The 13240-nt window shown below is 36.8% G+C and carries 11 protein-coding genes; 9 read left to right on the forward strand and 2 right to left on the reverse strand.

Going from position 1 to position 13240, the window contains the following annotated elements; genetic code table 11:
* Positions 1-160 precede the first annotated feature (160 nt).
* From MHI57_RS22490 to MHI57_RS22505, 4 genes are all read left to right on the forward strand, one after another.
* The gene (locus MHI57_RS22490) at positions 161-1231 is read left to right on the forward strand and encodes a DUF2515 family protein (protein WP_233435344.1); all 1071 of its coding nucleotides are present in this window, start codon (positions 161-163) and stop codon (positions 1229-1231) included.
* A 291-nt stretch (positions 1232-1522) separates the two neighbouring features.
* Positions 1523-2713, forward strand: coding sequence for a hypothetical protein (locus MHI57_RS22495; RefSeq protein ID WP_340978234.1), 1191 nt, complete (start codon positions 1523-1525; stop codon positions 2711-2713).
* A 31-nt stretch (positions 2714-2744) separates the two neighbouring features.
* Positions 2745-3971: a Zn-dependent hydrolase gene (locus MHI57_RS22500; protein WP_370873394.1), complete on the forward strand. Its 1227-nt coding sequence runs from the start codon at positions 2745-2747 to the stop codon at positions 3969-3971.
* Between the two features lies 1 nt (position 3972).
* Positions 3973-5148: an amidohydrolase gene (locus MHI57_RS22505; protein WP_095370027.1), complete on the forward strand. Its 1176-nt coding sequence runs from the start codon at positions 3973-3975 to the stop codon at positions 5146-5148.
* 83 nt (positions 5149-5231) lie between these two features.
* Here the strand turns inward: MHI57_RS22505 and MHI57_RS22510 are convergent, their stop codons facing one another.
* Positions 5232-6512 carry a PucR family transcriptional regulator gene (locus MHI57_RS22510; RefSeq protein WP_095370026.1) on the reverse strand — a complete coding sequence of 427 codons (1281 nt, stop codon included), beginning with the start codon at positions 6510-6512 and terminating at the stop codon, positions 5232-5234.
* Positions 6513-6650: 138 nt separating this feature from the next.
* Complete coding sequence (gene putP / locus MHI57_RS22515) at positions 6651-8117, reverse strand: sodium/proline symporter PutP (protein WP_095370025.1); 1467 nt, start codon at positions 8115-8117, stop codon at positions 6651-6653.
* 393 nt (positions 8118-8510) lie between these two features.
* Between putP and MHI57_RS22520 the strand changes: the two genes are divergently transcribed.
* From MHI57_RS22520 to MHI57_RS22540, 5 genes are read left to right on the forward strand one after another with little or no spacing between them, the layout of a single operon-like run.
* A complete protein-coding gene (locus MHI57_RS22520) occupies positions 8511-9659 on the forward strand; it encodes an ABC transporter substrate-binding protein (protein ID WP_095370024.1) in 1149 nt (382 codons plus the stop codon).
* A 30-nt stretch (positions 9660-9689) separates the two neighbouring features.
* A complete protein-coding gene (locus MHI57_RS22525) occupies positions 9690-10565 on the forward strand; it encodes a branched-chain amino acid ABC transporter permease (RefSeq protein ID WP_095370023.1) in 876 nt (291 codons plus the stop codon).
* 15 nt (positions 10566-10580) lie between these two features.
* The gene (locus MHI57_RS22530) at positions 10581-11558 is read left to right on the forward strand and encodes a branched-chain amino acid ABC transporter permease (protein WP_095370022.1); all 978 of its coding nucleotides are present in this window, start codon (positions 10581-10583) and stop codon (positions 11556-11558) included.
* Complete coding sequence (locus MHI57_RS22535; protein WP_095370021.1) at positions 11530-12303, forward strand: ABC transporter ATP-binding protein; 774 nt, start codon at positions 11530-11532, stop codon at positions 12301-12303. The genes MHI57_RS22530 and MHI57_RS22535 overlap by 29 nt, the downstream gene beginning before the upstream one ends.
* Positions 12296-13006, forward strand: coding sequence for an ABC transporter ATP-binding protein (locus tag MHI57_RS22540; RefSeq protein ID WP_340978243.1), 711 nt, complete (start codon positions 12296-12298; stop codon positions 13004-13006). Before MHI57_RS22535 ends, MHI57_RS22540 begins: the two co-directional genes overlap by 8 nt.
* Positions 13007-13240: the final 234 nt, after the last annotated feature.

A 13240-nucleotide genomic window follows, 5' to 3' on the forward strand; every position in this document is an offset into this window, starting at 1 on the left:
TCGTTACTTTTCCTAACAATGTAAGCAATATTAATACATGAGTATTCATTGGACAAAATTATCATTCATAATGGTGGTGTTTTCCATATTTTTAATTCATAAATGGCGAAGAAAAAGCTTAAAATCATCTATTACTAGGAGAAAGCTAAAAAAAGAATTAGTGACCTTACTAAAGAAAAACAAGCAGAACACAATAAATGAACTTAATCTTGACGAACAACAGATCCTAGAAAAGATAAACCAACAAACAACAGCTTGTAATCTCAATAATGTGACAAGAACAAATGCTTATCTCGCGTTTTATTTGAAATACCCCCAAGTGCATTGGGCTTTGCTAGCCCATTTCGTCTCCAGAAATGCGGGTTGGAATATGACAGATTTAAAGGGGGATTTATTATCAAAGATATTAAGTGAGACAGAACAGAATGCGTTCTTTCAATTTATGGAACGAGCCAATTGGTTGATTTTTCAAGATGCATATCCACAGTTATTGCTATACGAGGAAAGTGTCAGACAAAGTAAGCCGTTATTTCATTTGCTCTCTCATTTAGGAGTTTCTTCATTTATGCAAGCCGTATGGTCCATTTTTTGGCAGCAAAAGCAATCACATATCCTTACACATGCGCTTATTATTAATGAACAAAACTATATAGAAAAAAGAGTGGTACAAAACCCAATTTTTAAAGAAGAAGTGACTTCAACACTTGAGTTCAAATTACAAGATGTTTTTGCTTTTAACTATATTCTTTTTCCGTATCAGACGCATGGAATATCACAGTTAAAAGGGTTAGTTGTTCATTTATTTACAAAGTTGAATCAGAGAATAGAATTAGGGTATAAATTGTACACACTTCTATACGAAAACCCTTCTCAACTACGAAGCTATGTGAAGTGGGCGAACCAACATCCCCATACAGGGTCAAGAAGTGATTACTGGAGGAATGTCTATTGCGTCGTTCAGGAGGGAATACCGACAAAAACCTATAAGCCAAGAATTGCAGATGGTCATTTAAAAAGCGGTGCGAAAAAGTTATTTAGTCCTGTGCTTGTTCATGTATGGAAAGATACTAGTCATAAGAAGCCGGAGGTAGAAGATTGGTTTCAGAATGAGGGTATAGTGAAAATGCTATTTAAAGAAATGAATGTAAAAGATCATAACGTGAAACTGGCGTATATGAAATCCTTAGAAAGATTGGAGCTAGCAGTTGCTGCGAAAAGTTTATTATCGTAATGCAAAGACATACCTTTTTAATTCAGAGGGTATGTCTTTTTTTTGTACAACAATTTTAAATCTTACCATGCCTAGTAGTTTGACAGTAATCGTTTACCTTAACTTATGTTGAAGAGAAGGGATGAACTAGTTAACAATTATATGCTATTTAAGTGAATTTATAGAAATAAAAGCGCTTTCAAATAAAAAGATTATTAAAAATAATAATAAAAGACAAAATGTTCTTTTAATTTAAAAAGGAGCGTGATACTATTGTAAAATATCAAAATCGAATTTAAAGGAGTGGCATGTATGTCTCAGCTAATGGCTTTTGTAATTGTAATTGGAATTTTATTTATTGGGGATGTGGTAGCTACCAGAACAAAGGCATGGGTGCCATCCATGTTTATATGTGCTTCACTATTTCTCCTTGGATATTGGACGTTCTTCCCTACGGATATTGTTGAAGTGGCTGGTATCCAATCGTCTGTAGCAACATTATTAATGTATTTGCTCATTACTAATATGGGTACATTGCTTTCTTTACGGGAATTAAAGCAGCAGTGGAAAACGGTAGTGATTGCTCTTTCTGGAATCTTGGGCATTATTGTCATTTTATTTACAGTTGGTGTACTACTTTTCGATTTTCAAACAATGGTAGTGGCTATTCCACCACTTGTTGGTGGTGTAGTATCGGCATTATTGATGTCAGACGCAGCTGCCGAAGCGGGACTTGTATCATTATCCGTATTTGCCATTGTTATTTACGTTATGCAAGGTTTTGCTGGTTATCCACTGACATCCTTTGTCTTGAAAAAGGAAGGGAAAAAGCTTCTTCAGCAAGTACGTAAAGGGGAATTGAAAATAAAGGATTCTGTCGAGGAGACAGCAGCCACAACTGAAGAAGTAGAATTAAAGTTGTTTAAATGGCTACCTGAGAAGTACAATACAGACTTTTTTAAGTTTTTCCGTCTAGGTATAGTTGCTTTCTTTGCCTATCTTGTGTCAACTGTATTAACCCCGGTCGTTTCAATTAGTCCGTTTGTCCTCTGTTTATTATTTGGTGTGATTGCTACAAGTTTTGGATTTTTAGAGAAGCAGTCGTTACAAAAAGCAAATGGGTTTGGTTTCGCAATTATGGCATTGATGTTATTTATCTTTGATGGACTAAAGCAAGCAACACCAAGTATGATGCTAGAAATAATTTATCCTTTAATTGCAACAATCGTCATTGGTGTAATCGGTATGTATATTTTCTCAATGATCGTCGGTAAAATTCTTAAGGTAAGTAAAGAGATGGCCTTTGCTGTATCTTTAACCGCATTATACGGATTTCCAGCAGATTACATTATTACCAATGAAGTAATTAAATCATTAACAGATGATGAAGAGGAAAGAAATATCCTCACTAGTCATATGTTGCCACCAATGTTAGTGGGCGGGTTTATAACCGTCACGATCGTCTCGGTTATTTTAGCAGGTCTATTTGTCCAATTCTTATAAATTCGCAATCGAAATGAAGGAGTGATGAATGTTGAGTAATGTATTAACTCGAATTGATCAACATATAAAAACACTTGGTAAGTATACAAGTACGCCCGGAAAAGGTACAACGAGACTTACTTATTCAAATGAAGATTTACAAGCAAGAAACTATTTGAAGGATGTCATGAGAGACTACGGATTAACTGTATCGGAAGATGGTGTAGGGAACATTTTTGGTAAATTGGCTGGAGAGGTGAATGGACCAAGCGTTTTAATCGGCTCTCATTTTGATTCTGTTCCACATGGTGGTGATTATGATGGCCCTGCTGGGGTGGTAGCTGGATTGGAAGTGGCAAAACTATTCCAAGAGAATGGCATTAAACCTAAGTATCCATTGGAAGTTGTGGCACTAGTAGAAGAAGAAGGGTCAAGGTTTGGTGGCGGGTTAATGGGATCTAGAAGTATAACAGGTAAGCTTACAGACCAGACATTTAGAGAGTTGGCGGATTCACAAGGAGTTTCCACAGTTGAAGCGATGAAGAGTATTGGTTTGAACCCAGACCTCGTAAAGAAGCGTGACAGAGATACGATGAAGGCGTACTTAGAACTGCATATTGAACAAGGACCGATTTTAGAAAATGAGAAGACCTCAATTGGTATCGTAGAAGGCATTGTGGGTTTATCACAATTGGAGATAACAATTAAGGGAAAGGCAGGTCATGCAGGAACAACACCAATGGATGGTCGTGCAGATGCGCTTGTAATGGCAGCACATATGATTGCTAAGCTACCTAAGATTGCTGAAACTTACGGAGAGGGGACTGTCGTTACAGTTGGTAAACTATCAGTCTATCCGAATGGAGCAAATGTTATACCTGGGTCGGTTACATTTACGATTGATTTACGGTCAACAGAAGAAGCTAAATTGAAAACTCTACTAGAGGAAACACAAACTTTTATTCGTCAGTTACAAAGTGAGAAAATATCTATCTCTATTGCAGAACAATTATATATGTCACCAACAATATTAGATGATGAGATGAAGAAGCAATTAGAAAAGGGCTGCGAGAAATATAAAATATCTTATCAATCTATTTTCAGTGGGGCTGGACATGATGCCATGGTATTTGCTGAACAAACGAAGGCGGCTATGATCTTTATCCCAAGCAAAGATGGATTAAGCCACTGCCCAGAAGAATGGTCAGACCATCAAGATATTGAAAAAGCAGTATATGTTTTATTTGAAGCAGCAAAACATCTCACGGAGGTGAACTAACATGAACAACTATATTAAAGAGGCAATACTTGCGAGAGCGAATGAAGTGATTCAATTAAGAAGAAAGCTTCATAGTGAGCCGGAATTATCATGGGAAGAAGTAAAAACAACAGAGTTTATTGCTAACTACTTGGAAGATTTACAAGTTCCATATCGGAGAATGAAACCGACTGGTATAGTTGCTGAAATTACTGGCGGTAAGCCTGGAAAAAAAGTAGCTTTAAGAGCGGATATTGATGCCCTACCTGTAGAAGAGCTAAATACAGAATTATCTTACGCATCACAAGTAGAAGGGAAAATGCATGCTTGTGGCCATGATGCACATACAGCCATGCTATTAGTAGCAGCGGATGTTTTAAATAGTATGAAGGAAGAATTAAGTGGAAGTGTTCGTCTTATTTTTCAACCAGCTGAAGAAGCAGCCAGAGGTGCACTAGCAATGGTCGAGCAAGGAGCAATGACAGAGGTTGATCATGTGTTTGGTATTCATATTTGGTCCCAAATGGAGACAAATAAAATTGCTTGTACCGCAGGACCTCAGTTTGCATCTGCTGATATTTTTCATGTAGCTTTTCAAGGCCAAGGGGGACATGGTGCAATTCCACATGATTGTATAGATGCAACAGTGATGGCTTCTTCCTTTGTGCTGAATTTGCAGTCGATTGTTTCAAGAACAATTGATCCACAGCAAGGAGCAGTTGTAACAGTAGGAAAGCTTGAGTCTGGAACTAGATTTAATGTCATTGCTGAAAATGCTAAACTTGAGGGAACCGTTCGTTGTTTTGAACCTGCAGTTAGAGATCACATAGAGGAGCAATTATCTCACTATGCAAATCATGTTGCTGGTCTATACGGTGGCAAGGCAGTGGTTGAGTATACGAGAGGGACCCAAGCAGTAATTAATCATGAGGAGAGTGCTGCGTTAGTCCAAGAGGTGGCAGTCGACTGTTTTGGCCCTGATGTCCTATTTGATGAAAAACCAACAATGGGTGGAGAAGATTTCAGTTTTTATCTGGATTACGCACCAGGCAGCTTTGCGCTTGTAGGAAGTGGAAATAAGGATAAGGATACCGAATGGGCACATCACCATGGTAGGTTTAATATAGATGAAGATGCTTTAGTAACGGGTGCAGAGCTATATGCACAATTTGCCTGGTCTTACTTATTGAAAGTTTAATAAGCTAGCTTCTGTAATCATAAGTAAATCTTAAATGACAATAAAGAAACCAATCATTCAATGATTGGTTTCTTCTTTTCCATTCATAAAGGATTATTATTGTTTAATCCTGAGTTTTGATGGTTGGCTATAATTGATTGTTTGCGCCTCAGTAATTGTAGATCTATAAATAATTGGCATCGTGTATTAAAGTCATCAAAATTAATCGTAGTTAATTGATGTATTTTCTTTAATCGGTACTTTAGCGTATTTTCATGAATGAACAATTCTTCTGCTGTAGGCTTGAGACGACAGTTATTGAGAAGGTAAGCTTCTAATGTATCAATATAATTCGTATGATTATTTTGATCCTTCGTCAATAAAATAACTAAATCTTCATTACTATAATTGGTTTGTTTATTATGTTGTTCAATGATAGCTAAATAGCGTAATGTTTTTAGTTTTCGATAATTGATTGGAAGAGACTGTTCCTTATTAAAAAACATAGCGGTTTGTAAAACCTCAAGAGCCTCTGTATAGCTTTGCCTTAATTTATAGATAGAAGAATACTTATTTCCAATCCCAACGACCAACGATGTATCTGCATATTGCAAACGTATTGACTGTACGAGGTGTTCTGCATTCTCTTCTAAAGAAACATCTTGTTGATCATGACTAGCAAGCAAAACAATCATTTCTAAGTGGTAGAAGAAAATATAGGCAGACTGAGTCATATTATTGACAGATAATCTTACCGTATTAATGATTTCTTCAAAGTTTTTATCATCGCCTTCTTCCACCTTAAATACAGCAACAATAAAAGCTTTAGGCAATGTAACCTTTGCTGAAGCTGCCTCTACCTTTAATTGATGTTTCGTTTGGAATGAGTCTTCGATGACTTTTTCATAAAAATAATGATCTTCTTCAACCTTACCATCTTTAGCGAGCTTGTCACGATTAAGCAAGAATGCGATATGAGAAGAAGCGGCATCCAGGAACGCTAACTCTTTTTCTTTTAACTTAGGTGCTGTTTCTTGTATCCATATATAACCGTAAATGTCATTTTGATAAATAGCGGAAACAACAACCCGTTTATTCAGTGAAATATCTTTCATTGCTTTTATACGAAAAGGTTTCTTATGCTTAGTTAACTGATCAACGATACCTTCATCTGTAAATCTTTCAAAGATTGAGATGGGCCATTGTTTATTAAAGATGGTTTGCTTATTCACTTCATCATAATCCTCGGTAAAATAAGAACTATAGGCAATTAAAGAAAACTGTGCATCTTCAATAACAACAGGTTTTTTAAGTTGGATACTAATCATTTCGGCTATTTCTTCTATATTGGTAGAGGATTCTATTCTATCTAATTGTAAATCCATGCTTTTATCCTCCTTACGATGGACATTCAAGTCACATACCCCATATTATATTAAAAAAGACCTATGAAAGCCAATAGTATAAAAAGAGCAAAAAAAAAGACCTAGGCAACTCGCCTAGGTCTTTTCACTCTCTAGAAATTAAGATTTAATCACTCGTTGATATTCATCGAAATCTTCTTCCACTTTTTTAGGTGGTTTGCTCGTTAAAAGGCTAACCACAATTATAGCTAATAAGCTGATTAGGAATCCTGGAATTATTTCGTAAAGGGTATCAGATAAACCTGCTGCTGACCAAATGATGACTGTCGCAGTTCCGAAAATCATACCAGCTAGTGCACCCCAACTTGTCATACGCTTCCAATATAAACTAAGTAATACTAAAGGTCCAAATGCAGAACCAAATCCAGCCCATGCATAACCGACAAGATCTAAGATCGTAGAATTCTTTTCCCAAGAAAGATATAAAGCAATTACCGAGATAATTAAAACTGACAATCTACCGATAAATACCAACTCTTTATCAGTGGCCGATTTACGTAAGAAGGAATTATAAATATCTTCAGTAAGAGAGCTTGATGTTACTAATAATTGAGATGAGACAGTACTCATGATTGCTGCCAAAATCGCTGCAATAATAAACCCAGTAATTAATGGATGGAATAAAATCTCGCCTAATAGTATAAATACTGTTTCTGGATCATCGATTGAATATTGAGTATTATTGAAGAAACCAATCCCAACGAAGCCAATAAACATGGCACCAATAATACAAAATACCATCCAAATCATACCCATCCATGTTGCCTTTTTCACGTCTTTTACTGATTTAATAGCCATAAAACGAACAATGATATGAGGTTGACCAAAGTATCCAAGTCCCCATGCTAATAATGAGATGATCCCAAGAAATGAAGTTCCGCGAAAGACATCTAGTAGAGCAGGGTCAATTTCTTTTGCTGTATCAACAGCGACACCTAAGCCACCAATCTCAGTTAAGGCAACAATTGGTACTAATACTAAAGCGATAACCATAATTAAACCTTGAACTAAATCAGTTAAACTAACAGCAAGGAATCCTCCAAATAAAGTATAAGCAATTGTTACCCCTGCAATAATTAAGAGTCCAGTATGGTAATTAAGGCCGAAGATACTTTCAAATAAGACGCCACCAGAAACCATCCCGGATGATACATAAAATGTAAAGAATACTAAAATAACAACACCGGAAACCATTCGCAATATTTTGGCTTTTTCGCCAAAACGATTTTCTAAATATCCTGGAATAGTAATAGAGTCATTCGCAATTTCTGTGTACACACGTAATCGTGGTGCCACATAAATCCAGTTTAATAAGGCCCCAACTGTTAATCCTACAGCAATCCAGCCCGAACTTAACCCTGTGGCAAACATAGCACCAGGAAGACCCATTACAAGCCAGCCACTCATATCTGAGGCTCCGGCACTAAGTGCAGTTGTTAATGGTCCTAAATCTCGTCCACCTAGCATATAATCATTTAAATTAGATGTTCTTTTATAGGAGTAATACCCTATATAAAGCATACCTAGCATATAAATTGCTATAGATATTATAATTCCTGTTTCCATTCTTTTTCTCCTTCCACATTCCAATACAATTTTTTCTAGTTTAATAATTAACATTCCAAAAAAAGAGGGAATTTATTTATATAGAAAAGACAATAAAAAAAAGACGTACAAATAGGGCTTCTCCCTCAAAATTTTTTTAGAAAGTCAATTATAGTAACTACCCAAATGCTCACCTTATTAATCATATATTTTTATATGAGCTATATCAATATATTTTCAACACAATGATATGGTCATTCTTTTGTCCCATATAGACAAAAGAAGATAATATTTAGTATATTAATGGATTTGTGTACTGAATTTTTAAAATATTTTATTTACAATGCAATATATTTATATTTTAATAGTAATATAGTTTTGAAAAATGAATTAATTTCTCGGGGGGCAAGGAAAATGAGAGGTTTAATGAAAAAATTAGTAGGATTTACAGCGCTTTCAAGTGTGCTTTTTTTAACCGCATGTGGAGGCGGCGGTAATGAAGAATCAAGTGGTACTGAAGGAGGAGAGGTTTCAGCAGACGTTGGAGTGGTCTCCTTTTTAACTGGATCAGGTGCTGCATACGGTGAAGCTATACAAGGTGGTTTAAAGTTAGCTCAGGAAGAAATAAATGCAAAAGGTGATGTGAAAATCAATCTAATCTTTGAAGATTCAGCAGGTAAGCAAGACCAAGCCTTAACTGCTGCTCAAAAATTAATTAACTCAGATAATGTAACAGCAATTATTGGTCCGACACTTAGTACAGAAATGAATGTCGTTGGACCAGAAGCAGACTTAAGTGGTGTGCCGATTATCGGAACGTCTACAACTGCTGAGGGGATCCCTCAGATTGGCGATTATGTTTTCCGTAATTCTATTCCTGAAGCGTTGGCTATTCCTGCATCAATGCAACAAGCAATAGACAAATATGATGTGAAGAAGGTGGCTATTCTTTACGGGAATGATGATGTGTTTACAAAGTCTGGTTATGACACGATGAAGAAAACGGCTGAAGAAATGGGACTTGAAGTCTTAACGACAGAAACGTTCCAAAAAGGTCAATCGGATTATAATGCCCAATTAACGAAGATTAAAAATTTGAATCCCGATTTAATTCTTGCTTCAGCGCTTTATAACGAAGGGGCAGTCATTATGGACCAAGCACGGAAAATGGGGATTGATGTTCCGTTTGTTGGTGGTAACGGATTCAATTCTCCGGAAGTTATCAATATTGCCGGTGAGTCTTCAAATGGGTTGATAGTAGCAACACCATGGTATAGCGAAAAAGAAGATGAAAAGGTACAGGAATTTGTGACGAAATTTGAAGAGGAACATGGTCATGTTCCAGATCAATTCGCTGCTCAAGCCTATGACGCATTATACATTCTAGCAGATGCACTTAAAAATGCCGGAAGTTCAGATCGTGATGCTGTAAGAGATGCATTAGCAAAAACAAAGGATTTTGAAGGAATTCTCGGCAATTTCTCTTTTGACGAAGAGGGCGATGTATTAATGGACCCTACGGTGTTAGTTATTGAAGGAGAAAAATTCGTTGAATTTAAGTAAGAAGAAAAATGTGTTAGAAGGTGAGACACCGTGTTAATAGAACAATTAATTAATGGACTAACATTGGGCAGCATTTATGCAATTGTTGCCCTTGGATTTACTTTAGTATTTGGCGTTTTAGGTATTATCAATATGGCACATGGCGAGATCTTTATGTTTGGAGCATTTATTGGAGTAATGATTACATCTACATTAAATGCGCCTTTATGGGTTGCTTTTCTGGGTGCAATCATCATTACGGCTATTATGGGTTACTTATTAGAGAGGTTTGCTTTAAGACCGTTAAGGCATAAACAAGGTGTATCACATCTAGCCCCACTAATAAGTACAATAGGTGTTTCTATTCTTTTAGAGAACTTATCACACCATCTTTTTGGTGCAGGGAATCATCCATTTAGAACAAGCTTTGCTGAAATCAGTTTTCAAATAGGATCAATCACCGTTTATTTAGTACAAATCGTTATTTTCGTCATTTCTATCGTGTTAATGCTCGTATTAACATTTTGGTTAGGTAAAACAAGAGCTGGAAAGGCATTAAGAGCCACGGCAGAAAATCTAGAAACGGCGAGTCTCTTAGGTGTGGATACGAAAAAAACCATCCTGATGACAGTAATCATTGCTTCAGCCATGGGTGGAATAGCTGGTATATTGGTCGGAATGGCTTTTAACTCAGTAACGCCGCAGATGGGTCTATCAATGGGCTTAAAAGGTTTAGCGATTATCATTCTTGGCGGAATGGGCAGTGTGAGAGGAGCCATGTTCGGTGGCCTCATTTTAGGATTAGCGGAAACCTTCATCGTTGTATACGGAGATTCAGGCTATCGAGATGCTATTGCATTCTTAGCTATTATTATTATTCTTCTCATTCGGCCTCAAGGGTTGTTTGGCCAGAAAATTTCAACGTAAGAAGGTGAACGCAGGATGCTAGCAGAATTAATTAATCCGTACTATTTACAAGTAGGTTGCTTTATTTTAATTAATATTATTTTAGGTATCAGTGTATATATAACACTATCAACAGGACAGTTATCATTGGCGAATGCTGGTTTCATGGGAATTGGCGCTTATACATCAGCACTATTAACGATTCATTTTGAGTTGCCTATTATCATCGGTATTATCATCGGTGCATTAGTTGCCGCTTTATGTGGAGTACTTATTGGTATTCCAACATTAAGGCTTCAGGGTGTTTATTTAGCCATTGTAACCTTAGGTTTTGGAGAAGTTATTCGTGTGATTTTTGTCAATTGGGAAAGCGTAACGAATGGCTCAGTAGGTATATCAGGAATCCCTCATATAGGAAGAGAAATACTGAAAACATTACAAGGATTTGGTTTTCAACCGAGCTCTATTGGATTACAAAATAATCAATTTATATTTTTAAGTATTTTTATCCTTCTGTTATTAATTACCATTTTTGTGATTTGGTTTTTCAGAAGACAGCACCAATCAAGAGTGGGAAGAGCTTTTGCTGCTATCAAATTAGATGAAAAAGCTGCGGAATCAATGGGAATCAATATCACTTATTATAAGGTTTTAGCCTTTGCACAAGGTGCACTTGTTGCCGGTTTTGCCGGGGCAATGTATGCTCATATACTTGCTTATATTAGCCCTGCCGATTTTGCCTATCATCGTGCGGTTGAAATTTTAATCTTTGTTGTGTTCGGTGGTAGTGAAGTGATTTGGGGTCCAATATTCGGAGCATTCTTCTTAACATTAATGCCTGAGGTGCTAAGGTTTATTAGCGAGTATCGTTATATGATTTATGGACTGATTATCATTATTATGATGGCTGTCCGCCCACAAGGACTTATCGATGTGCCATTATTGAAGGCTTTAAGTAAAAAGGGTAGAAAAAGGGGGCAGAAGCATGGTACTGGAAATCACAAAAGTATGTAAAAATTTTGGTGGATTAAGTGCTTTGACTGATGTTACCTTCTCAATAAATGAGGGAGAAATATTTGGTTTAATAGGCCCTAATGGTGCCGGTAAAACAACGATGTTCAATTTGATTACGTCTATGTTTACACCAACTTCAGGACAAATTACTTTTAAAGATGAAGATATTACAACGATGAAATCACATAACATTACCGAAAAAGGGATATGCCGAACGTTTCAAAATATCCGTTTATTCCCTGAAATGTCGGCCCTTGAAAATGTCATGGTCGGGCAGCATTCCCGCACTCGCTCAGGTGTGTTAAAAAGCGTCTTTCGTACAGCTTCACAAAAGAAAGAAGAAGCAAAAATAAAAGGTATAGCAGAAGAACTTTTAGACTTTGTCGGATTATCTACTTTTTCTGATGTTACTTCAGAAAATCTCGCCTATGGACAACAAAGGCGGCTCGAGATTGCACGTGCACTTGCTAGTGAGCCAAAAGTACTCCTGCTTGATGAACCGGCAGCTGGTATGAATGAGACTGAAACAAGCGACCTGTTTGATTTAATTAAGAAGATTCAACAGAAGGGCATAACGGTTTTAATTATTGAACATGATATGCCACTTGTGATGAAATTATGTGATCGCATAGCTGTATTAAACTTTGGCAAGAAGATAGCAGAAGGTACTCCGATTGAGATACAGAACCACCCAGAAGTAATTGAAGCTTATCTCGGTAAGGAGGAGGAAGATCAATATGCTTGAAGTTAGTGGTATTCATGCCGGTTATGGGAAAATTCAAGTGTTAAAAGATGTATCGCTAGAAGTGGAAGAAGGAACGATTGTCACCATCTTAGGGGCAAATGGCGCTGGGAAATCAACCACAATGAAAAGTGTATCCGGATTATTAAAACCTTCGGCAGGGAAGATCTTTTTCCTTGGTGAAGATGTAACGGGGTTACGCCCTGATCAGCTCTTAAGAAAGGGTATTGCCCTCGTTCCTGAGGGGAGACAGATTCTTGCAGGCATGACAGTGCTAGAGAATTTAGAAATGGGTGCTTATCATAGGAAGGATACGGAGATAGACTCAGATTTAAATAAAATGCTCGAGCGCTTTCCTATTTTGAAGGAACGAGAAAAGCAGCTTGGGGGAACATTATCTGGTGGTCAACAGCAGATGCTTGCAATTGCTCGTGCGATTATGAGTAGGCCGAAATTGTTGCTATTAGATGAGCCTTCAATGGGATTGGCTCCACTTGTTGTTGCCGATATTTTTAAAATCATTAAAGAGATTAATCAATCAGGAACGACTGTATTGTTAGTAGAACAAAATGCGAGACAAGCTCTGAAAATCTCAGATAAAGGTTATGTGCTTGAAACTGGAAAAATGGTTGCAAGTGGTAATGCAACAGAGTTATTAAGTGATGCGCGTATTATGGAAGCGTATCTTGGAAAGAAATCAAGTTAAACTAATGTAGTTCAACTTAGCATATAATCACATCCGAAGACTAGAGGAGATCGTTTAAAAAACGGTCCCTCTGGTCTTTTTATTTTGTGAATTTGTCTCAGTTTGATATTTGTAGTGATTATTGTCAATTTATAAAAACAAGTGACAATAAATTGGAAGCGAGATGAAAAAGGAAATTTGGAGATAATGAGAAGGTGGGGCTTCATAGGGGTTTGAGGAATTGATCAATTTCTG

Source organism: Cytobacillus sp. FSL K6-0129 (assembly GCF_038007625.1).
Lineage (GTDB): Bacteria > Bacillota > Bacilli > Bacillales > Cytobacillaceae > Cytobacillus > Cytobacillus kochii.

Excerpts from the sequence above, each read along its gene's own strand:
- MHI57_RS22520 (WP_095370024.1), top strand. The coding sequence starts at position 8,511 with ATGAGAGGTTTAATGAAAAAATTAGTAGGATTTACAGCGCTTTCAAGT.
- putP (WP_095370025.1), bottom strand. The coding sequence starts at position 8,117 with ATGGAAACAGGAATTATAATATCTATAGCAATTTATATGCTAGGTATG.
- MHI57_RS22540 (WP_340978243.1), top strand. The coding sequence starts at position 12,296 with ATGCTTGAAGTTAGTGGTATTCATGCCGGTTATGGGAAAATTCAAGTG.
- MHI57_RS22505 (WP_095370027.1), top strand. The coding sequence starts at position 3,973 with ATGAACAACTATATTAAAGAGGCAATACTTGCGAGAGCGAATGAAGTG.
- MHI57_RS22510 (WP_095370026.1), bottom strand. The coding sequence starts at position 6,512 with ATGGATTTACAATTAGATAGAATAGAATCCTCTACCAATATAGAAGAA.
- MHI57_RS22535 (WP_095370021.1), top strand. The coding sequence starts at position 11,530 with ATGGTACTGGAAATCACAAAAGTATGTAAAAATTTTGGTGGATTAAGT.
- MHI57_RS22530 (WP_095370022.1), top strand. The coding sequence starts at position 10,581 with ATGCTAGCAGAATTAATTAATCCGTACTATTTACAAGTAGGTTGCTTT.
- MHI57_RS22495 (WP_340978234.1), top strand. The coding sequence starts at position 1,523 with ATGTCTCAGCTAATGGCTTTTGTAATTGTAATTGGAATTTTATTTATT.